Origin of the sequence: Jannaschia aquimarina (assembly GCF_000877395.1) — a bacterium.
Taxonomy (GTDB): Bacteria; Pseudomonadota; Alphaproteobacteria; order Rhodobacterales; family Rhodobacteraceae; genus Jannaschia; species Jannaschia aquimarina.
In genome coordinates, this window is record NZ_JYFE01000004.1 from 1 (window position 1) to 20,231 (window position 20,231).

The 20,231-nt window shown below is 66.3% G+C and carries 17 protein-coding genes, 1 pseudogene and 1 other annotated feature; of the genes and pseudogenes, 8 read left to right on the forward strand and 10 right to left on the reverse strand.

All coding sequences use genetic code 11. The features are described 5' to 3' along the window. Positions 1–217: 217 nt before the first annotated feature. Both jaqu_RS00525 and jaqu_RS00530 read right to left on the reverse strand, forming a co-directional pair. Positions 218–949 carry a glutathione S-transferase family protein gene (locus jaqu_RS00525; RefSeq protein WP_084629222.1) on the reverse strand — a complete coding sequence of 244 codons (732 nt, stop codon included), beginning with the start codon at positions 947–949 and terminating at the stop codon, positions 218–220. A gap of 115 nt (positions 950–1,064) precedes the next feature. Continuing rightward, positions 1,065–1,964, reverse strand: coding sequence for a LysR family transcriptional regulator (locus jaqu_RS00530; RefSeq protein ID WP_043916978.1), 900 nt, complete (start codon positions 1,962–1,964; stop codon positions 1,065–1,067). A gap of 117 nt (positions 1,965–2,081) precedes the next feature. On the opposite strand from jaqu_RS00530, the gene jaqu_RS00535 reads away from it, so the two are divergent. Next, positions 2,082–2,816 carry an SDR family oxidoreductase gene (locus tag jaqu_RS00535; RefSeq protein WP_043917014.1) on the forward strand — a complete coding sequence of 245 codons (735 nt, stop codon included), beginning with the start codon at positions 2,082–2,084 and terminating at the stop codon, positions 2,814–2,816. 63 nt (positions 2,817–2,879) lie between these two features. Beyond that, positions 2,880–3,437 carry a nuclear transport factor 2 family protein gene (locus jaqu_RS00540; protein ID WP_052500680.1) on the forward strand — a complete coding sequence of 186 codons (558 nt, stop codon included), beginning with the start codon at positions 2,880–2,882 and terminating at the stop codon, positions 3,435–3,437. Positions 3,438–3,643: 206 nt separating this feature from the next. On the opposite strand, the gene jaqu_RS21270 is transcribed toward jaqu_RS00540, so the two are convergent. From jaqu_RS21270 to jaqu_RS00555, 3 genes are all read right to left on the reverse strand, one after another. Continuing rightward, positions 3,644–4,231: a histidine phosphatase family protein gene (locus jaqu_RS21270; protein ID WP_043916979.1), complete on the reverse strand. Its 588-nt coding sequence runs from the start codon at positions 4,229–4,231 to the stop codon at positions 3,644–3,646. Between the two features lie 226 nt (positions 4,232–4,457). Continuing rightward, positions 4,458–6,284: an amidohydrolase gene (locus jaqu_RS00550; protein ID WP_052500681.1), complete on the reverse strand. Its 1,827-nt coding sequence runs from the start codon at positions 6,282–6,284 to the stop codon at positions 4,458–4,460. Positions 6,285–6,433: 149 nt separating this feature from the next. Beyond that, positions 6,434–7,165, reverse strand: coding sequence for an isochorismatase family protein (locus jaqu_RS00555; protein WP_084629230.1), 732 nt, complete (start codon positions 7,163–7,165; stop codon positions 6,434–6,436). 208 nt (positions 7,166–7,373) lie between these two features. Between jaqu_RS00555 and jaqu_RS20330 the strand changes: the two genes are divergently transcribed. Both jaqu_RS20330 and jaqu_RS20335 read left to right on the forward strand, forming a co-directional pair. Continuing rightward, the gene (locus tag jaqu_RS20330; protein WP_052500682.1) at positions 7,374–8,255 is read left to right on the forward strand and encodes a helix-turn-helix domain-containing protein; all 882 of its coding nucleotides are present in this window, start codon (positions 7,374–7,376) and stop codon (positions 8,253–8,255) included. A 205-nt stretch (positions 8,256–8,460) separates the two neighbouring features. Then, positions 8,461–9,381: an AraC family transcriptional regulator gene (locus jaqu_RS20335; protein WP_084629234.1), complete on the forward strand. Its 921-nt coding sequence runs from the start codon at positions 8,461–8,463 to the stop codon at positions 9,379–9,381. Between the two features lie 316 nt (positions 9,382–9,697). On the opposite strand, the gene jaqu_RS22195 is transcribed toward jaqu_RS20335, so the two are convergent. Both jaqu_RS22195 and jaqu_RS00575 read right to left on the reverse strand, forming a co-directional pair. Continuing rightward, the gene (locus jaqu_RS22195) at positions 9,698–10,834 is read right to left on the reverse strand and encodes an SMP-30/gluconolactonase/LRE family protein (RefSeq protein ID WP_043916980.1); all 1,137 of its coding nucleotides are present in this window, start codon (positions 10,832–10,834) and stop codon (positions 9,698–9,700) included. Next, positions 10,834–11,895, reverse strand: a complete 1,062-nt coding sequence (locus tag jaqu_RS00575) for an SDR family oxidoreductase (RefSeq protein ID WP_043916981.1) — start codon at positions 11,893–11,895, stop codon at positions 10,834–10,836. The genes jaqu_RS22195 and jaqu_RS00575 overlap by 1 nt, the downstream gene beginning before the upstream one ends. 83 nt (positions 11,896–11,978) lie before the next feature. Between jaqu_RS00575 and jaqu_RS20340 the strand changes: the two genes are divergently transcribed. Continuing rightward, positions 11,979–12,536 (forward strand): TetR/AcrR family transcriptional regulator, encoded by a 558-nt coding sequence (locus jaqu_RS20340; protein ID WP_052500684.1) that lies wholly within the window; start codon positions 11,979–11,981, stop codon positions 12,534–12,536. A 509-nt stretch (positions 12,537–13,045) separates the two neighbouring features. Further along, positions 13,046–14,280: pseudogene (locus tag jaqu_RS20915) on the forward strand (IS3 family transposase). Next, positions 13,333–13,449 (forward strand) — a sequence feature (AL1L pseudoknot). It overlaps the preceding pseudogene by 117 nt. 73 nt (positions 14,281–14,353) lie before the next feature. Here jaqu_RS20915 and jaqu_RS00600 read toward each other — a convergent pair. After that, positions 14,354–14,974, reverse strand: coding sequence for an MSMEG_1061 family FMN-dependent PPOX-type flavoprotein (locus tag jaqu_RS00600; RefSeq protein ID WP_052500685.1), 621 nt, complete (start codon positions 14,972–14,974; stop codon positions 14,354–14,356). 176 nt (positions 14,975–15,150) lie between these two features. Between jaqu_RS00600 and jaqu_RS00605 the strand changes: the two genes are divergently transcribed. Then, positions 15,151–15,867 (forward strand): winged helix-turn-helix transcriptional regulator, encoded by a 717-nt coding sequence (locus jaqu_RS00605; protein ID WP_043916986.1) that lies wholly within the window; start codon positions 15,151–15,153, stop codon positions 15,865–15,867. A 24-nt stretch (positions 15,868–15,891) separates the two neighbouring features. Here the strand turns inward: jaqu_RS00605 and jaqu_RS00610 are convergent, their stop codons facing one another. Both jaqu_RS00610 and jaqu_RS00615 read right to left on the reverse strand, forming a co-directional pair. Continuing rightward, on the reverse strand, positions 15,892–17,604 hold the full coding sequence (locus tag jaqu_RS00610) for a hypothetical protein (RefSeq protein ID WP_043916987.1): 1,713 nt from the start codon (positions 17,602–17,604) through the stop codon (positions 15,892–15,894). Between the two features lie 231 nt (positions 17,605–17,835). Beyond that, positions 17,836–18,987, reverse strand: coding sequence for an acyl-CoA dehydrogenase family protein (locus tag jaqu_RS00615; RefSeq protein ID WP_236687698.1), 1,152 nt, complete (start codon positions 18,985–18,987; stop codon positions 17,836–17,838). Positions 18,988–19,177: 190 nt separating this feature from the next. Here jaqu_RS00615 and jaqu_RS00620 point away from each other — a divergent pair, with 190 nt between their 5' ends. Further along, positions 19,178–20,170 (forward strand): hypothetical protein, encoded by a 993-nt coding sequence (locus jaqu_RS00620; protein WP_043916989.1) that lies wholly within the window; start codon positions 19,178–19,180, stop codon positions 20,168–20,170. The last annotated feature ends 61 nt before the right edge of the window (positions 20,171–20,231 follow it).

Consider the following 20,231-nt stretch of genomic DNA (forward strand, 5'->3'; position numbering starts at 1 on the left):
ATAATCTCGAGGGTCTTATCCATCGAGCGTCCATCCGGCGCCTTGACGTCCGAACTATCCCCGGCGGCTCCTCGATGCTCCAATCGAGTGCAGCCTCGCGTGGCGCTCGGCATGGTTGCAGCCGGGTGTCACCGCGTGACGCGGCCCGATCCGACCCCTGCGAAACAGATCCCGCCCGTAACCGCCGCATACACGAGTGAAACCTCTGCGAGGACTGTCATCGTCCGTGCGGTTTCGCCGCGTAGAGTCCACGCTTCCACGATGGTCGTGCGGTAATGCGGTCGTACCAGGCCCGCAGGTTGGCGAACCCATCCGCGCCGATCCTGTCACCGCCGCGATAGATCTCCTCCAGGCACCAGATCCAAGGGGCGAGCGCGATATCGGCGATGCCGAAGGCGTCGCCGGCGATCCAGGGTCGGCCGTCGAGGCGATTGTCGATGACGCCGTAAAGGCGACGGGCTTCTTCGGCGTATTTCTCCGCAGGATACGGGTCGTCCGACTTGCCGGCCATGACGTGGTGGAAGTGGCCGAACTGCCCGAACATCGGGCCGACCGAGGCCATCTGGAACATAAGCCATTGCGTCACCTCGAACCGCCCGCGGGCATCCGTGGGCATGAGGCGTCCGGTTTTCTCGGCGAGGTAGAGGAGGATCGCGCCGCTCTCAGACAGAGCGATCGGGGCGCCGTCCGGTCCGTCCGGATCGATCAGCGCGGGGATCTTGCCGTTCGGGGCCAGAGCGACGAAGGCCGGATGTTTCTGTTGCTTGTCGGCGAGGCGTACGTGGTGGACCTCGTAGGGCAGGCCGAACTCCTCGAGCGCGATCGACACCTTCGCCCCGTTAGGCGTGTGTTCGGTGAAGAGCTGCAGCTTTCCCGGATCCGTCGCAGGCCAGGGGGTCGGGTTCGTCGCGGGGGATTTCGTCATGGTGGTCGTGGCATGAGCTGTCATGTCCGGTCTCCTATATCGAAGCTTTGGACATGCACCGGCATGTGCTGCGCGATAATCGGTCGGATCGGACAATCACCTTCAACGAACAGTCCTTAATTCCAGCAGCCGCGCGAGATCAGGTCTCGAAGCCATCCAGACCATCCACGAGATGATCGATCAAGGCCCGCACCCGCGCGGGAAGGTGCCGGCCCTCGGGATGGACGACCTGGATGGGCATGCCCGCCCCGGCCGCATGCGACAGTACTTCGACCAGGGTGCCGTCTCGGAGATCTTCTTGGAAGTGGAACCGCAGATCCTGCACGATCGCCAGGCCGGACAGGGCGACGCTGCGATGCGCTTCGCCGTCATCGACGCACAGAGTTTGGGCCGTGTCGAAGGACACCGCCTCGCCGTCGACCTCGAACCGCCAGCGATAGGCGCGGCCCGACCCCTTGAAGACGAAGGTGGCGCAGACATGCGCATCGAGGTCCTCGATCGCGCCCGGTCGCCCATGCGCGGCGATGTAGTCGGGCGAGGCGACCGTAACCGTGCGGGCCGTGCCGACGCGGCGCGCGCGCAGGCCGCTATCGGTCAGATCGCCGAAGCGGATGGCCAGGTCGCGCCCCGTCCCGATCAGATCCGAGGGGCGATCGTCGAACCGCATGTCGAGCGCGACCTCGGGGTGGCGCCGGGCGAAGTCCAGCAGGAGCGGGACCGCGTGGCGACGGCCGAAGACCACGGGCAGGTCGATGCGGATCCGGCCCCTCAGGCCCCGGGACGCGCTGCGCACCTCCTCCTCGGCATCGGCCATCGCTTCGGTGATGTCGCGGGCGCGCTCGTAGAACCGCGTGCCCTCCTCGGTCAGGACGACGCGACGTGTGGTGCGGGTAAACAGCCGGACGCCGAGGCGGTCCTCCAGACGACCGACGCTCTTCGAGGTGCCGGCCGTCGTGGCGCCCAATCGGCGGGCCGCGGCGCTGAAGCCGCCCGTCTCGGCGACGGCCACGAAGACGGCGAGGTCGTCGAGTTGGTCCAATCCCTTCCCCCTATTGCAACGATATCGTTGATGGTGGCTCTTCGGATACGCCGATTATCGGCAGCCCGCCAGTCTGCCATCTCTCCTTGCGACACGAACGCAATGGAGGCCAAATCAATGGCACATCTCAAAGACAGACATGTCCTGGTCATCGGAGGGTCCTCCGGTATCGGACTGGCCACCGCCCGGTTGGCCATGGAAGACGGGGCCCATGTGACGATCACGGGCCGGGATACGGACAAGCTGAACCGCGCCGCCGTCGCGTTGGGCGGAGCCGAGGCGATCCAGCTTGACCTCGCCGACGAGGCCGGCATCGCCGCTCTCTTCGACGGGCGGTCGGTCGACCATGTCGGGATCACCGGGCCGGGGCCGGGGTTCTATCCCTTCACAGAGGCCGACATAGAACAGGTCCGTGCCGACTTCGACGCCAAGTTCTGGGGTCAGTACCGGATCGCCCGACAGGCCGTCGCCCGGCTGGTCGAGACGGCGAGCGGCGGATCGGACGCGTCGCTGACCTTCATGTCGGGGGCGTTCTCACAACGGCCCATCCCGGGCGCCTCGACGCTCGCTGCGATCCAATCGGGCCTGGAAGGTCTCGCCCGGGCGCTGGCCGTCGAGGTCGGGCCGGTCCGGGTCAACGCGGTGTCGCCGGGCCTGACCGACACGCCGCTGATCCGTGGGCTCTTCGGCGACGGGACCGATGACCTCTACGCCGACACGGCGCGCGGCCTGCCAGCGCAACGCGTCGCTCAACCCGAGGACATCGCCGAGACCTTCGTTATGCTGATGCGGAACCGTTCCATGACCGGGTCCACGATCTATCCGGACGGCGGCCTCACCCTCCGAGGCTGAGACCACCGATCCCGTACTCGAAGCCGGTCGACCACCGTCGGCCGCATCACAAGGAGCAAGACCATGATCCTCAAGACCCTCTTCGCCGCCGCCCTGATCGCGGCTCCCGTCCTCGTCCCGTCGAACGTCTTCGCCCAGGACGCCGCGACAACGGCCACTGCGCCGGCCGATATTTCGGCAAACGTCGCCGACGCCCTGCTCCGCTTCGTCAACGGAATGGATACCGACGACGGCGCCCTGATCGGGTCCGCCTTCGCCGACGCCGCTCTGGTCGACTTCACCCCGGCGGCCGCCAAGGTCGGCATGCAGTTCCCGATCATCGAGGGGCGTGAGAACCTCGTCGGCGGCCTCGTCCCCTTCGCCGGCGCCTACACGACGTCGCATTCCGTCACCAACGTCCGCGTCGATGTGGATGGAGACAGCGCGTCCCTCTATGCCATCGTCGAGGCGCAGCACTTTCCCGAAGGTGTCCGGGATCGCAACTTCAAGATGATGAACGATTACCACCTCGATCTCAGCCGCGACACCGCGGACGAAACCGGCCGCCGCTGGCTGATCGACCGCATGGTGATCGACAACATCTGGGCCGAAGGCGACATCACCGTGATGACCGGCGGGTGAAGCTGCCGTATTGAGGACACAAGGGGCGGTGCCTACGCACCGCCCCTCGTCATGAAGATGCGCAACGCATTCGGAAGCGCTTCAGTCGAGTGCAGGTTGGAGACGGTCCGCCATCGTTCTCTACGTGTCTCATCACGCGACGCGACCGGGTCCGACCCTTGCGAAACAGAACGCCCTCGTCTCTCGACCATACTTGGCGTGACGTTTCACCCGGCCCATTCGTCCGGCATGAATGTGCCGCGCGTGGCGAAGCCTCCCGCACCGTCGGGGGTCAGCACCACGCCTTCGCCTTCCGCCAAGGTCACGCCCGCCACCGCGTTGATGTTCGAGCGATGCGAGACAATCACGCGGTTCGTTCCGGGCGCGGGCGGGGCCGTGACCAAGTCGCGCAGGAAGGCGACCCGCTCCCCCCGGCCGTCATCGTCCGATAGCAGGCCGATGAGGCGCATGTCCTCGGTCGCATGCCCGAAGCTGATCCGTGCGTGGTCGGCGCAGCGGGCGAAGGGCGAGGCCCAGACCTCCCCGGCCACGATGCCGCGTTCGTCCCAAGCCGCCCCGATCACCCGCGCCTGCCGCTCGCCCTCGGCCGAGAGCAGGCGCTGCCGCTCGCGGGGCCATTCGATGCGGTCGATGCCCGACCACTGCGTCGCGGCGTGGCGGAAGTAGACGACGTGCCCGCCCTCGCGCAGGGCCGGAATCAGCGTGCCGTGATGCGCGGCGGCGGCGCGTGGCAGGACGGTTGTGGCGACGGCGGCGCCTAGGGCGGCAAGGACGTGGCGGCGGGTCGGGGTCATCGGAAGCTCCTTCCGGTCGGGTCGCAGGTGTCGGACCGATGACGCGCAGAAGCAGCCTCCGGCTCCGCGCGGTTGCGCACGGGTTCTATGCTGATGCTGCGTCTCGGCCGCCACGGGACCGACGGAAGGCTGACGGGTCTGCCAGAGTACAGCGGATGCGTCGCGTATCCTGTCATCGCGTCCCTGGTTGGTGGTCGCGCGACCAACGCGCGATCGCCGAAGCCTTTCATCCCCGCCCCATCTCCGAATAATCGACCACCGGCGACCAGTCCGGCGCGATGGGGGGCACGTGGCGCAGGTCGCGGGCGGCGAACGCGCCCTTGGCGTGGACGACCGTGCCGCCCACGGCCGTCAGGTCGGCGGTGATCTTGGCGATCTCGGCATCGGTGACGGCGAAGACGTCGCGGTCCAGAATGGCGAAATCCGCCATCTGCCCCGGCACGATGGCGCCCTTCCGACCCGCATCGCCGGTGAACCAGGCCGATCCCACCGTCATGAGGCGCAACGCCTCCTCGCGGTCCAGCAGATTGTCATCGCCATACATGCGCATCCCGCCGCGGCTGAGCCCTGTCGACAGCCATTGCAGCGCGAACCAGGGGTTGTAGCTGGCGACCCGGGTGGCATCCGTCCCGAGGCCCACCGGCACGCCCAGGTCGAGGATCGCGCGGAAGTTCGGGGTGCGCTGCAACTCATCCATCCCGTGCTGTTCGACGAAATCCTCGGCCTGGAATTGCAGCCGATTCTGGATGTTGATGCCGCCGCCCAGGGCCGCGATCCGCTCCAGATGCGCGGGCGTGAAGGTCTCGACATGGTCGATGAACCAGCCTTCGGTCAGACCCGCCCCCGCGGCCACGTCCTCATAGACGTTGAGCAGCCGGTCGGCGGTCTGGCCATAGGTGATGTGCTGGCGGAAGGGCCATTGCCGCTCGCCCAGCAGGGTCATGATCCGGTGCTGGATCTCCTCGGCGTCCGAGTCGATGTCGGGGATCGGCTCGCCGAAGATCTCGAAGTCGTAAGACGCCCAGGACAGGTTCTCGCCCCCGCCCACCAGCTTAAGCATGTCGTCGCCCTGCTGCGGCGTCCATTCTCGCGTCCACCGATCGTAGTCGTCGTATTCCTCACCCTTGATCTGCGGGAAGGTGTGGTAGCCGGTGCGCACAGTCATCAACCCGCGCTCGTGCAGCCAGTGGGTCACGGCGTAGGCATCGGCGTCGGGGAACTCCATGCCGCCCCCGCCCGCATCCGAGACGGAGGTGATGCCGAGCGCGTTCAGCTCATCCATGTACTGGATCGAGGAGTTGACCTGCTCGTCGATGCTGAGCTTCGGGGCGGCCACCAGCGTGCGGTACATCAGGAGGCCGGAGGGTGTCGCCAGCAACCGGCCGGTCGGGTCGCCGTCCACCTTCTCGATGGTGCCGCCCGGATAGGTCGGGTGGCCGGGCTGATCGTAGCCGAAATAGCGGATGGCGGCGTCGTTGATCAGCGTCAGCTTGTAGAGGTGATGAACAAGGATGGGCGTGTCGGGCGCGATGGCGTTCAGCTCGGCCACGGTGGGCAGGCGCTTCTCCTTGAACTGATGCTCCGAGAAGCCGCCGACGACGCGGACGAACTGGCCCTCGGGGGTGCGGGCGACCTGCTCGCGCAGACGGTGCAGGCCTTCCTCGAGGCTGTCCACGTCGTCCCAGCGGACCTCGTAGGTGTAATTCACCCCGCCCCGGATCGAATGGGTGTGGCTGTCGTTCAACCCGGGGATCAGGCGGCGGCCGCCCGCGTCGATCACGGTGGTGAAGGCGCCGCGAAAGGGCGCGACATCGGCTTCCGTCCCGACGGCGACGAACACGCCGTCGCGGGCGGCAAGCGCGGTGGCCTCGGGGCGGTCCGGGTCCATCGTAGTGATGCGCGCGTTCACGACGACGATCTCGGCGGGCGCCTCGCCGCTTTGGGCGCGGGCGGGACCGGCGGCTGTCGCGGCGCCGAGCGCTGCGGAGGCGGACAGGAAGGACCGGCGGTCGAGCGCGAAGCGCGGAGCGGGGCGGGCGGGGGCTTGGGTCATGGATTACTCCTGCAGGTTTGGGCCTCAGATCGGGCCCGGCGGCGGGGAGAGGGCCGCCGGGCCAGCCCGCCCGCGGGGTACGGCACCGATAGGATCAGTCCCGCGGGCAGGAGGTACGGGCGCGGACGAAGTCCGTCCACGCCACGGTCTCAGTTCGACGGCTGGGCGGTCGCGAAGTAACTCTCCAGCACGGCACCGTATTCGGGCGTGACCAAAGAATAGGCCTCGGCCATCAGCGGCGTGTTCTCTTCATCCCAGGTGTCGTGGATCTGGCTGAGGATCGAGAACGTGCTCTCGACCACCACGCCGGCTTGCTGAAGGCGCGCGATGGTCGTCTGCGAGGCGAGGTCGGAATAGTCGCCCGACGCGTCGATCGCGGCGATGACGTGGTATCCCTCGGCCGCCATCTCAATGGCGGGGAAGGCCACGCAGACGCTCGTCAGGATACCCGAGATGACGATGGTGTTGCGCCCCGTCGCCTCCACGGCCGTGCGGATGCGCGCGTCGTCCCAAGCGTTGATTGGGCCGGCGCGATCGATCACCTCCGCCGAGGGTGCGTTCTCCAGCACCTCGGGGATGAGCGGGCCGTTCGGCCCCTCGGGCACGGAGGTCGAGGCGATGACGGGAATGCCGAAGAACTCGGCCACCTTGCCCTTGGCCGCCACGTTGCGGCGCAGCTGGGTGGGATCGATGTCGTTGACGATTTGCATCAGCCCGGCCTGATGGTCGAGCATCAGGAATACCGTATCGTCGCGGTCGAGGAGGCGCTGGCCGAGCTCCTCGACAGGGGCATTCTGGGCAAGAGCCGCAGGCACTGCGGCGAAAGCGAGCGCGGCGGCCGCAAACGCGGTGCGCAGCAAAGCAAAAGGGTGGTTTTTCATGGGGTCCTCTCCATCGGATCGTGATCGGCCCTAACGGTAGAGGCGTCGGGTACACTTCGTAGGACGCTCTTTTGCGCGAACCGATGGAAGCTTTGCCCGTAGCGATTGACCCCATCGCAATGGGAGCAATCGAAGTCGTTTCGTGCTATTTGAACAAGCGAGCATGCGCCTGGACCACCTCGCCGGTCGGCTGCGGAGGAATGCACGGATGGACGACTACGCCCTGAACGTCCCTGACGGCGCCGAAGCCTTCGCTCCGCACGCGTCCCCACGCGCGCATGTCTGCCCCGTGACGCGGATGACCGTGACCGCGCTGCCGCCGGGTCGGGTAAAGGTCCGGATGCACGACGTGCCGTTCTTCATGACCGTCGCCCCGACCCCGCACCGGCCGCGGATCGACCGTCTTACGCTCGACGGGCAGGATCTGCGGGATCGCTCGCTGGTTAAGAGTCAGCCCGCCTTCGATCTCTTTACGGGCGGAAGCGAGCACGAAGTGTCCGCCTCGAACCGCGGTTGGCACCTGATGGTCGAGGTGCCGAAGGGCACCCTGCCCGACATCGTTCCGGAGGCGTGGGACGACCGGGACAGATTGGATGTCGGCATGGTGTCCTCGGCGGACCCCGTCGCGGTTCAACTCGGCCGCCTCGCACTCGACCATCTCAGACAAGGCGCCGCCGACCGGCTCTATGTCGAGGGCTTGTCGATTGCGCTGACGGCGCGCGCCGTGGGGCTCCTGACCGGGCGCGGGGACACGCCGCCCACTGGCGGAACCGACAAGCGGATCGCACGTGCGGTCGACTTCATCGAGGCGCATATCGCGGATGACCTGTCCGTGGCCGGCATCGCGCGGAATGCCGCGATGTCGCCGTCCTGGTTCGCCGCGTCTTTCCGCGGACAGATGGGACGGTCGGTCCACGCCTATGTCATGGAGCGCCGGTGCGAGCGGGCCCGTCTACTGATTGCGGAGCAGCGCCTGTCGCTCGCGCAGATCGCTGTCGAATGCGGCTTCGCGCACCAGGCCCATATGGGACGGGCCTTCAAGCGACGCTTCGGCGTGACACCTGCCCGGGCCAGAACCGTCATCTTTTAGCGGCGGCGATGCGGCGCCGCCCACGCATCGCACCCATGAGGCTGGTCGCCGCAAGTTCGCCCAGGCAGGCGCATCCTTCGGACGACAGCCAGCTTCATAGTCTCGATCGACTGAAACCTTGCCTGATCCGACGGAAGCGCCCGGATACCGACATCGCGCGGCCGGATCGTGCTAAGGTGCAGTGGGACGACGATATCGCCCTGTCATGAAAACCCTGACCGCCATGGAACAAGGAAGAGCAAAGGACGACCACGCGTTCCGCGCCCTCGGCCAAACGGGGTCGTTTACCCCGTATACCTCGCCCCGAGCGCATGTCTGCACGATCAGCGGCATGTCGGTCGTCGCCCTCCCGCCGGGGCCGGTCGAACTCGACATGCGCGACGTTCCATTCTTCATCAACGTGGCCCCCTCCGTCCAGCCGAGTGCGCTGCACCGCCTGAACCTCAATGGACGAGATATTCGTCACCGATCTCATCTTCCTCGGCGCCCCGCGCTCGACGTCTACGCGGGCGGCAGCCATCACGAGATCGTGGCCGCCAACTCCGACTGGGAACTCCTCATTCAGGTGGACGATGGCCGCCTGCCGGCGCTCGCGGCCGAGGATTGGGACGACCGCTTGGAGGATACGTTCGACATGGCCTCCCTCATGGATCCCGTCGCCCTGCAACTGAGTCGGCTCGCCCTCGACCACCTGCGCCGGGGCGATCCGGACCGGCTCTATGTCGAGGGCCTCGCCATCGCGCTGACTGCACGGGCCGTCGGCCTCGCGACGAAGCGCGGCCCCTGCGCGCCGACCGGCGGGACGGACGCCCGCATTGCGCGCGCCGTGGACTACATCGAGGCGCATCTGAGCGACGACCTCTCCGTGGCCCTCATCGCCAGCGAGGCGGCCATGTCACCCTCGTGGTTCGCCGCCTGCTTCAAGGACCAGATCGGCCAACCGGTCCACGCCTACGTGATGGCGCGCCGCTGCGAGCGGGCGCGCCTGCTGATCGCCGAGCGGCGCCTGCCGCTCGCGCAGGTCGCCGCCGCTTGCGGCTTCGCCCATCAGGCGCATATGGGCCGGGCGTTCAAGGCGCGGTTCGGGACGACGCCGAAGGAGGCGCGGACCTCGTTCTCATCGTAATCTAGCGATTTCTCACCGTGATCAAATCGTCGTTGCAGGCCGCACATCTGGGACGCGATCACGACCGTCCCGGACGGGTGTCATCGGATTACACCGACCGGAATGACCCTCCCGGAACGGATCAGCGGCGTCACCCGATCATAGCCGATAGGTACGTTCACCCGGGGCCATGCAAAAACAACTGGGGGAGACCGGTCGTCGTGGGTCGCCCGACATCGGACATGCGGGATGAGGATGCGCCATGCCGGAGCCGGAAGGAGACCGGCATAAGCAGTGGACCGGGATCGTTCAGACCTAGGCACCAAGCCTGCGTGTTTCATCGCGACTCCCTGGGGATCCGGTAGATCGCGAAGGGCCCGGCCGCCCGCATCTCCTCCAGGCTCGCGGGTTCGCCGAATGGGCCGAGCAGGGCGGTCAGCTCGCTGTCGGTGAACCACACGGCCCCGTCCGGGCCAACCGAGACGCTGTCGGCCCAGTCGACGTCGCCCCGGGCGACGAGGGTGCGCAGCGCCCCGTCCGGGCCGAGCACCGCGAGGCCGCCATTCTCGACATCGGTGATGACGGTGCCGCCATCCGGCATGGTCTCGATCCCGTCGCTCGTGGGCCCGGGGCCGACGCGCTCGACCGCGGCGGCGATTTCGGCGTCGGTCGTCTCGAAATCCGCTAGCAGCGCTGTGGGCACCCGGAACACGCCGTCATGCGTCATCGTCGCGTAGGTCAGCCAGTCGCCATCCGCCGAGAGGGCGATCCCGTCCACGCCGACCTGGAACGTCACCAGCCCGTAGCCCAGCCTGTAGGGCCGCCCGTCGGTGCGGCGCATAACCCAGTCCTGCGGGGCCGTGGTCTCGTGGTCCGTCAGCACCTGCCGCCAACGGTCGCCCTCGGTGTCGAGGACGAGGAGCGCGGCGGCGGTGAAGCGCAGCAGGCCGGTATCGGCGAGGAACACGTAGCGCCCGTCCGCCGAGACGCGCAGGTCTTGCGCAAAGCCCGCGGTGCCCTCGGGGAACTCGAACGCGTAGACGATTTCGCCCGCGTCCGGGTCGAGGGCCAGCACCTCGGTCGGACGGCCCTCCATGGCGCCCGGCCTGACGGCCCAGAGACGGCCCTGCGCGTCGGCCGTGATGCCGAACACGCCGTGGAGCCGGTCGGCCAGGCCAGGTGCGACCGGGCGCGCGGCGCCGTCCGCCCATTCGAAGACGAGGTGCTCGACATGGTCCTGGGGTCGGTGGAACGGATGGAGAGTGAAGAATACCCGCCCCTGCGGCGAGACGCTGACCATGCCGGGCGGCAGCTCCGTCTCGATGGCGATCTCGACCGAGTCCGCAGGGAATGATGGTTCGGTCGCGACGTTCGGGAAGGGCGTGCCCCTGCCGTAGACGATCTTCATGGCGACAAGGCCGACGACCAGCGCGACGACAATCAGCCCCGCGACCCACTTCAGAATGCGCAGCATCACGCGGCCTCTTTGCGCGGCTGCGGGACGTGGCCCCAGCGGGTGAGATCCGCGAGCGTGTCTCGGACGCTCTCGGTGGGCGGGCGGAAGTCGATGCCCAGCACGTCGCGGGCGCGGGTGTTGTCGAAGCGGGGGTGCCGGCCGAGATGGGTGCGCAGGTAGGAACCGACGCCCTTGGGCTGGGTGTAGCTGGCCAGCTTCATCACCGCGCTGCCGATGCTGTTGGCCAGTGACAGGCGGGGCAGCTTCGCGTGGCTATAGCCCTCGGCCCGCATCAGGGCGACGACTTCGGCCATGGTCATGTTGCCCGAGGCGGCGATGTACCGCCCCTGCGGCACGGCCGGGTCCATCGCGGCGACATGGGCGTCGGCGACATCGCGCACATCGACGAAGCCCCAGTCGAGGTCCATCACCGCCGGATAGACCCCGTTCAGGATGTCCACGAGGATCTGGTTCGACGCGTTGATCGCCTTGGTGTGTGACGGCCCCACCACCAGGAACGGGTTGATAACCGACAAGTCGAAGCCGGGCGTCTTCTGCTCCAGGAACGCCCAGGCCGCCCGCTCGGCCAGGGTCTTGGAGTAGTAGTACGGGTTGCGCGTCAGCGAAGATGCGCCGTTCCAGTCGCCTTCGGTCAGCACGCGCCCGTCCGGCTCGTCGCTGATCGCCGCCATGGAGGAGGTCAGGACTACGCGGCGCACGCGCGGCGACTTGGCCGCAGCCTCCAGGGCGGAACGCGTGCCCTTCACTGCCGGGTCGACGAGGTCCCGCTGCGGATCATCCACGTCCACCGCATAGGGGCTCGCCATGTGCATCACGACGTTCACGTCCATATGCGCCGAGAACGGGTCGGGGTCCGTCAAGTCGGCGGCCACGAGCGTCAGCCGCTCGCCCGCGCCCTCCATCGCGCGCAGATGCGCGGTCTTGGACTTGTCGGCGGGGTCGCGCACTGTACCGGTGACCGAGTGGCCGGCCCGGAGCAGGCGCTCGACGACGTGGGATGCGATGAAGCCATTGGCCCCTGTGACGAGCACGGTGAGCGGTGCGGCAGACGGCGACATGGCGGAACGGTCCCATTGATACGATATGAACGACTAGATATCTTTACGTTCATAATTGCGCAAGAGGACGAGCCGATACCGACATGGACGACCACCCCGAGACATTCCTGTCGCCCGTCAAGCGCGCCCGGCGCGCCAAGATCGTCGCGGCGGCGCGGGATCTGTTCGTAGAACGCGGCTTCCGCGCCACGACGATGGAAGCCGTCGCCGCGACCGTGGGCATGTCGAAGGTCACGGTGTATGGCTACTTCCCTGACAAGGACGCCGTCTTCCTTGCGGTGGCGCGGGCGGTGGCGGAGGAGATCGAGGCGGCGTTCGATGCGGCGCTGGATACGGATGGGACCGTGCCGGACCGCGTCGCTGCCGCGCTCGTCGCCAAGCACGCCCTGGTCGCGCGCACGGTGCGCGACTCGATCCACGCCGCGGAACTCTTCGCTGCGAAGGACCGTACGGCCGGGGCCGTCTTCGCCGCACTGGACGCGCGACTCGAGGCCGCGATCGCGACGACGCTCGATCGCCCGGGTGCACTCGACACGGCCCGCCTTCTTTTCGCCGCCACCCAAGGGATCGCAAACGCGGTAGAGGACGACGGGACGCGCGACACCGATATCGGCCGCCTCGTCCATGCGGTCTTGGCATGAGACCGATCCCGGGCGCGGCCGCTCCGAACGACCCTCGCCACGTCAGCCGAGAAGGCCGTCTTCCGGTCTCGATAATACGCTAGTCTTGGACGGGACCATGCTGTCGATCCAGTACTCTGGTCTGATGCTCTAGACCCCGCTGGCATGATCAAGGCGCTGCATATCATACGGATTCCATCTGGGCATGCCCGCGTGACGGGAATCTGTTTCCAATGAGCCCCTCCGGCGCTGTTACCCGGTAAGGCTCATAGAGAACGGCCGCGAGCGCGTTCCCGAAGTGCATGTATCCGGCACGAATGGGTCTGTTCTGTATGAGTTTCATCGCGTGACGCGGCCCGATCCGATCCCCTAAAGCAGGACCCCAGCGTCACGCGTGCATACTCATTTGACACGTTGGGGAGAAACGCTGCCCGCAAACCGCTCAATCAGTAAACTACGTCCGAGCAAGGGCGCGAGGGGTGAACCGCCCCGGGTTTGTCGGAGGCTCCTGATCTTGAGAGGATGGGGCTATGACGGACGGAACGGGGAAGCGGCGCCGGCCGCAGTATTCGGCTGAACTGCGCGGGCGCGCGGTTCGGATGGTGCGGGAGGCTCTGCCCGATCACCCCTCGCGCTGGTCGGCGGTGCGTTCGGTGGCGGAGAAGATCGGCTGCACGGCACAGACCTTGCAAGGTTGGGTGGGTAAGGCCGAGCAGGCGGACGCGCAGCAGATGGCCGAGGAACGAGCGCGTCTGAGGGCTCTGGAGCGCGAGGTCCGCGAGCTTCGGCAGGCCAACGAGATCCTCAGGAAGGCATCTGCGTATTTCGCGGCGGCGGAGCTCGACCGCCGATCGAAGACATGATCGCGTTCATCGACGCTCACCGCGGGCTCTACGGGGTCGAGCCGATCTGCCGGCAACTGCCGATCGCCCCGTCGACGTGTCATGCGCATGTCGCTGCGCGACGCGACCCTTCGAAGAGATCGGCCCGCACCAAGCGGGACGAGACGCTGCGCCCTGAGATCGCCCGCGTCTATGCCGAGAACTTCGGGGTCTACGGCGCGCGGAAGGTCTGGCGCCAGCTGCGGCGCGAGGGCTTCGAGGTGGCCCGGTGCACGGTGGAACGCTTGATGCGTGCCATGGGCTTGCAGGGCGCGGTGCGCGGCAAGACGGTGCGCACCACGGTACCCGACCCGGCGCAGCCGTGCCCCAGAGACAAGGTGAACCGCGTCTTCAGCGCGCCCGCCCCGAACCGGCTGTGGGTCAGCGATTTCAGCTACGTCGCCACCTGGCGCGGCTTCGTCTACGTTGCCTTCGTCATCGACGCCTACGCCCGTCGGATCGTGGGATGGCGCGTCAGTAGTTCTGCGACCGCTGGCTTCGTCCTCGATGCCCTGTAGCAAGCGCTCCACGCGCGTCGGCCTGCCAAGCCGAGCGGCCTAGTCCACCACAGCGACCGCGGAAGCCAGTATCTGAGCATCAAGTACACCGAGCGCCTCGCCGAGGTCGGCATCGAGCCCTCGGTGGGCAGCGTGGGAGATTCCTACGACAACGCGCTCGCCGAGACCGTGATCGGTCTCTTCAAGACCGAGCTCATCCGGCGCCGCGGGCCCTGGCGATCCCTGGAGGCGGTCGAACTGGCCACGCTCGAATGGGTGGACTGGTTCAACCACCGACGCCTGCTCGAGCCCATCGGGAACATCCCGCCGGCCGAAGCCGAGGCAAACTACGACGCGCAGATGGACGACATGGCCAACGCAGCGTAACTCAAACGAAATCGCCTCCGACAAACCCGGGGCGGTTCAGGGCTCGCAAGAGGGTTTTTTTGCGAGCTGCCTGTTAATACATCCGTTCTTCGAAGTCGTCATCAATGATCGCTTGCATCCGCGACGTACTCTCGGACAGTTCCGCATGCGCGACCATGGCCTCCGCGAGGCTTGGCACGTCGCTGGTGTCGGACCATTGATCCGGTGTCCACATGCCGCCCCGCGCGATCGACTTCGCGCAGTGCATGAAGGCTTTCGAGACGGTGGCGAGCATAACGAGATGCGGCTCTCGCCCGTTCACCGCCATGGAAGATTGAAGGTCGGGATCGCGAACGATGGAAGCCGTACCGCTCACCCGCAGCGTTAAGGCATAACCGGGTATGAGGAATAACAAGCCGACCTCCGGATCGGTCAGCAAATTCTCGAACGTGTCGATTCGCTTGTTACCCGGCCGGTCGGGAATCGCGAGCGTCTTCGGGTCAAGCACTTGGACGAACCCAGCCGGATCGCCGCGCGGGGATACGTCCATCCTGCCGTCGGCGCCCCGCGAGCCGACAAGCAGGTAAGACGAGGCGGCGATGAAGCGCTCGCAGATACCATCGATGTGATCGATCTCCTTACCGGTCACGCGATGGCTGGGCTCGCCGACGATCTCACGCAGGCGGCGCATCGTGGTAATTCGTTCCCGTTTCATTGCTTCAACCTCCACGCAGCGCCGGCATCGCACAGGGTTCCGGCATCGTCCCCAGCCATGCATTCTGGTTGCCCTGCGCCGTCCACGTCCAGTACAGCGACTGAACCTTGGGGTTCACAAACTGAACTATGGGAATGGCTCTTCGGCGTGTAGGCTCCGGTCCGGAGGTTCTTCACATGCGAGGTAGCTACGGGCAGTTCTGCCCAGTCGCGATGGCGGCCGAGATCGTATGCACGCGCTGGACCGTGCTCCTCCTGCGTGAATTGATGGTGGGTTCAACCCATTTCGGCGAACTGCGCCGCGGCGTGCCGCGCATGTCGCCCGCGCTCCTGTCCAAGCGCCTGCGCGAACTGGAGGCCTCCGGCATCGTCCTCCATACTGGAGAGGGCCTGTCCTCGCGCTACGGGCTGACCCAATCGGGCCGCGATCTCGCCCCTGTTGTCGAGGCCTTGGGCGTGTGGGGGCAGCACTGGATCGAGACCGAGCCAAGCCTCGACAATGCCGATCCTCGGCTCCTGATGTGGGACATGCACCGCACCGTCGTGCCAGACCCGCTGAGCGCCGCACGGCGCGTGATCGCGTTCGAATACCCCGAACTCTCCCTCCACGACCGATACTGGTGGCTGGTGATCGAGCCGGACGGGACGATCGATCTTTGCTCCGACGAGCCTGGATTCGGCGTGGACCTCTACGTTTCGACCGACCTTCGGACGATGACGGCGATCTGGCTCGGCCAAGACAGGTTCTCCCGCGCGGTCGATTGCGGCTCAGTCACCGTGGACGGCAGCAGGGCGATGGCTGGACACTTGGGCGTTTGGCTCCGCGGCAGCCATTTCGCGCCCCACGCAAAGCGCAGGCCGGATACCATGCACGAGCCTACGGGGCGGCTGTGATAGCATCCGGTGACACTCGCAAATTCAGTCCCGGAACATCTGCCCCCTGCCGCGCCGGTCTGCGGACGACCTCCGGGTCACCGTACCCGTCGAACTCGGCAACAGGCATGTGCCGATCTTGCACCCGGCCGAAACCATCACATCGGTCAGCAACACGCTGAGGCTGCCCCAGCTTACGCCCGTTAGCGCCGCAGTCGCCGCGCATGGCAGACTACCGAAGATCGCCATGAGAACGCTCACGAACAACGCGAGGATGACCAGCCAGTTCAAGAGACATCGTAACGAAGCCAGCACGCTGCATGACGTGCTCGTGCGGCAGAAAATGACCCAGAGCGCCAAGAGGACCAGACCGACGACAGCGGATGCAATCCCCAAACCTGTCACGATCCCATTGCCCGTGCACACGCCGACGACGATCAGAATACCTCCGATAATGAGCGCGGTGATCGCTGCGATCAGAAGCCCGTCACAGCCGAAGCCTCCACCGCCACCGCCGCTGGTGCAGCCTTCGAGGCCGATGGCGTTCGAGACCGTCTGACATCCGGGCGCGGAGGCCTCGACACGCACGCTCGCCGTCGCGCCAGCAGGCACGTCGACCGTGTGGGCCGGGCCATTCGTGGTCGTGTCGATGATCCCGTTTATGGTCCAGACATAGGTCCATGGTGGCGGCACCGGATTGGTGACGACGACCGTATAGGTGCCGGGAGGAAGGCATCCGGTACTCAAATCTACCGCCGCGCCCCCTGCCGCCTGGACGACGAGGTCGAGACCTTCCGGACAAGAGTCCAGACAGGCCTCGAGATCGACGGACCCCGAGAGAAGCGGGCAGCCTTGCACGACCATCGCCGCTGTCACGTCCACCGCCTGGCCTGCCGCTAGGGTGACCGTCAGCGTATCGGACGTTTCAGGTTCCGACTGCCCGTCGACTGACCATCCGATATTCGCTCCTTGGGTCGCGGGGGCCGTGATCTTGATGTCGTAGTCCCCGGATGGAAGGCAAACAACGCTTTCGGGATCAACGACCTGCCCGTCGCGGCTCACTTCAAATTCAAGCGCCGTCGCGCAATCTCCGCAGACATCCAATGTGCCGACCGGAATTGGGACAGGCGGGCAGCCGTGGGGTTGAAAATCGATCAGCGTGAGGAACTTCACCCGGGCGTTAGGGTTCGGTGTAACCATCGGATCGTAGCGGCAAACGTAGGTCTCGGACGCGCTCGCGCCTCCAAGCAGCCCGATGGACGCACCATCCACCTTCGTGCCACCGGGACCGCAATCGACGTCCACCATGACGCCGGTGTCGCATTGGTTCGACATAAAAACCTTGATGCTGACCAGCCGACGTCCTTGTGGATCACAGCTTGTAGAGATCTTGTTGGGCGATGCGTCGTCCGCACGGAAATCGATGGTCGGACAGCAAAAACAATTGAGCACCCGCTCGACCGGATTGGCGCGACATCCTTCGACGGTCGCGCAGCGGCCGTTCACGAAGACCGTCTCATCGCAGCCGCATCCATCGGGCGGCGCGGGAAAGATGGCTTCCCATGTGCCGTCCGATTGCATTTCGGCACCAATCTCGGTGAACGGCCCGTCGGCCGAACGGCACGACACGCCGACGATGACCGGACTTCCGCCCTCGATCTGGTCGGGGGGGCAATCCTCGGCCGTCCCTGTGATCCGAATGCCGGAAAGGGGGTCTCCTAGTCCGAAAACGCCGTCGATCGTGATATTGCAAGCCATGTCGCGTCACTTTCCCCGATGGATGTTGTCGCCGATCGCTCAGTTCGCGGGATTATCGGCCACCAAGGGCATGGCGGCCTTTGCCCGGAGCGCGTCGGAATCAGCGGATGGCGCTTGAGTGGTGTCGCCTACCGGAAACGCCGTTCCGCCCCGATGAGAAGCCGCCCGTGGCGCACCCACTCGGCCCGACGCGCAATGCCTTGGAGCTCGTCCACCCGGCGGCGCGGGCTGCTAGAATATTCGCTCGATGGGCTGGCCCAGTGCCATGGCGCCTGCATACTCGGCCTGAACCTCTTTCTGGAGCGGGTGGTAGCGCGCAGCTTGAATGTCTCGAAATTTGCGTTCGAGTTCGCTCTTTCGGTAGAAGCCGACACCCCCCGCCAGTTCCATGGACAGCTCCACGACACGGATCGCGTTCTCTTCGACGAGGCGGCGACCGATCATCACATCGTTTATCGTCTCGGCCGATGGCGAGTCGCGCTCGACGGTCGCGATCATATGCTCATGAGCCAAGCGCGCTGCGGTCAACGCCGTATCCATTCTTCCGGCGATCGACTGTCTGCGGTGCGACACCGGCTTCATTCCAGCGAGGCCAATCGCGATCTCCCGGGCACTCTCAGCGATGCCCAAATAGACGGAATAGATCAGCGGAAAGGCAATTGTGGCGATCATCTGGAACGCGAGATGCCACTCGCCGGCTTTGCGCTTCAGCGCGATCTTGTCGTCTGCGACGAAAAACCCGTCGATCTGGATGTCGTGCGATCCGGTCCCGCGCATCCCCATGGTCCGCCAAGTGTCCAGCACGGTGACTTCGGGCGCGGCGAGCGGCACCGCGAAATGTAGCACGGTGTGGTCGCCGTCCTCCTCGAGGATCGCTCCAGTCACCAGAAGATCGCCGGCCGGCGCTCCCGATGCGAAGGCCTTGTGCGCCGTGATCCGGTAGCCGCCCTCGATCCTTTCAGCCGTTCCCGACCCGTCGATCCAGTCCGATCCGCCGGAGCTCAGGAGAACGATGTTCTCGTCCGCCACGCGGCGCAGGAGCGGCTCGACCACCGGGCGGGCCGTAGGCTGCTGGTGCCAGCGCCAGGCCGGTATCGCGACTTGGTGGGTGTGCATCGACAGGGCGAGCCCGGTTGAGCCGCATGCCCCCGAAATGACACGCAACATCTTGCAAAGCGCTCGGACATCGGCGCCGCCACCGCCGAGCTCCCGGGGCACGCCAGCGGAAATCAGGCCGACATTCTTGAGATCTGCATAGTTGGCCTCGACAAACCTGTCGTTCTCGTCGCTCTCGGCTGCTCTTTTCGCGAATGTCTTCGTGAGCCTCCCGGCGATCTCTCCGACGTCGACCGATGTCACATCCATGATCTTTTGTATTTCCACGACGCAATCTCCCAAGTGCGAAACATTGGTCAGCGTCGCGGTTCGCAAACGAACAAGATAGTCCACGGACTGTACCGAAGAGCGGCCGACAGATCGAACTCCCCTCTCCGGCAGATCGACGCTTGGAAAGGGCCTTTGGGGATAGGCGGTGGGACGTTCCGCCCGTCACTCGTCGTGCTATGGCTGGCGCATGTCCCCCGCCCCCTCCGATCCAAGCGCGTGGCCTTCGTTCGCTCATCAACTGGCGCTGGCCGAACGCCTCTACGGTTCGCTCGGTCGGCGGCGGGTCGAGGATTGGCTCGGTACGCAGGTTGGGCGCATCGGCAGCGCGGAGTTCGCGCGGCTGTTTTCGGACCACATCGACCTGCCGGGCGTTGCACCGTTTGACTACGCGCACCGCCACGTGCGGGTGGGAGGGCGCTCTCTGATCGGGGGCATCCGCTTCTACGGGCACGACATCGAGCGCCCGTTCGTGGAGGTGATCGCGCACGACTTCGCTGGCTCGGAAGGTGGGGCAACGCGCTTGGGGCCCGAAAGCCTTGCAAAGCTGGCGGACGCGGTCGCGTCCGAGTGGTCCGCGTTCGGTCCCCTCCACATGCGCCTTCGCGTTCCTCCCGATGCGCCCGTTCCCCCGAACGCTCACATCGACACGCATGTGTTCGTCGCCCGCTACAGCGACATGGCGCCCCCCGACGGCCGCGTGCGACTGACCGCATTCGCGGACCCGGACGAGGCCATGGCGATGGTGCGCGAGCGCTTCACTGTTATGGAGCGGGACGAGCCCGCCCTTCGGCGCAACGTCTCCCCCATCGAGCCGGACTACCTGACCGAGCTGCACGGGGAGGGCCGTGTTCATGCGATCGTTTCGGCCGCGCTCGGACGAGCGAGTGGCGAAGCGGAAGAGAACCTCGGTGCCCCCGTTGGCCTCCTCGCCGTCGCACCGGGTGGGGTGGACTGGATTGACGGTGACGAGGTGATGGAGGAGGTCGTCACGGTCGAGCACGCGGGGCATGGCTACGCGGCGTCCGCCCAAGCCGCGTTCGCCACCCTGCCAGGCAATGATCCGACCGCACTTCTCGTCGGCACGATCGACGTTCTGAACGTCGCCTCCCGCCGCACGGCCGAGCGGGCGGGGCGTGCGAACGTCATGGACTACCTATTCGTTGACCTGCCAACCGTTTGATAGGGTGCAGATCTTGAACGCGCTCGCTGCCGTTCCGGACGGGTCTCATCGGGTGACGCCG

Excerpts from the sequence above, each read along its gene's own strand:
- jaqu_RS20340 (WP_052500684.1), top strand. The coding sequence starts at position 11,979 with ATGGACGACCACCCCGAGACATTCCTGTCGCCCGTCAAGCGCGCCCGG.
- jaqu_RS00600 (WP_052500685.1), bottom strand. The coding sequence starts at position 14,974 with ATGAAACGGGAACGAATTACCACGATGCGCCGCCTGCGTGAGATCGTC.
- jaqu_RS21270 (WP_043916979.1), bottom strand. The coding sequence starts at position 4,231 with ATGACCCCGACCCGCCGCCACGTCCTTGCCGCCCTAGGCGCCGCCGTC.
- jaqu_RS20335 (WP_084629234.1), top strand. The coding sequence starts at position 8,461 with ATGAAAACCCTGACCGCCATGGAACAAGGAAGAGCAAAGGACGACCAC.
- jaqu_RS22195 (WP_043916980.1), bottom strand. The coding sequence starts at position 10,834 with ATGCTGCGCATTCTGAAGTGGGTCGCGGGGCTGATTGTCGTCGCGCTG.
- jaqu_RS00525 (WP_084629222.1), bottom strand. The coding sequence starts at position 949 with ATGACAGCTCATGCCACGACCACCATGACGAAATCCCCCGCGACGAAC.
- jaqu_RS00575 (WP_043916981.1), bottom strand. The coding sequence starts at position 11,895 with ATGTCGCCGTCTGCCGCACCGCTCACCGTGCTCGTCACAGGGGCCAAT.
- jaqu_RS00535 (WP_043917014.1), top strand. The coding sequence starts at position 2,082 with ATGGCACATCTCAAAGACAGACATGTCCTGGTCATCGGAGGGTCCTCC.
- jaqu_RS00610 (WP_043916987.1), bottom strand. The coding sequence starts at position 17,604 with ATGGCTTGCAATATCACGATCGACGGCGTTTTCGGACTAGGAGACCCC.
- jaqu_RS00620 (WP_043916989.1), top strand. The coding sequence starts at position 19,178 with ATGTCCCCCGCCCCCTCCGATCCAAGCGCGTGGCCTTCGTTCGCTCAT.
- jaqu_RS20330 (WP_052500682.1), top strand. The coding sequence starts at position 7,374 with ATGGACGACTACGCCCTGAACGTCCCTGACGGCGCCGAAGCCTTCGCT.
- jaqu_RS00550 (WP_052500681.1), bottom strand. The coding sequence starts at position 6,284 with ATGACCCAAGCCCCCGCCCGCCCCGCTCCGCGCTTCGCGCTCGACCGC.
- jaqu_RS00605 (WP_043916986.1), top strand. The coding sequence starts at position 15,151 with ATGCGAGGTAGCTACGGGCAGTTCTGCCCAGTCGCGATGGCGGCCGAG.
- jaqu_RS00555 (WP_084629230.1), bottom strand. The coding sequence starts at position 7,165 with ATGAAAAACCACCCTTTTGCTTTGCTGCGCACCGCGTTTGCGGCCGCC.
- jaqu_RS00540 (WP_052500680.1), top strand. The coding sequence starts at position 2,880 with ATGATCCTCAAGACCCTCTTCGCCGCCGCCCTGATCGCGGCTCCCGTC.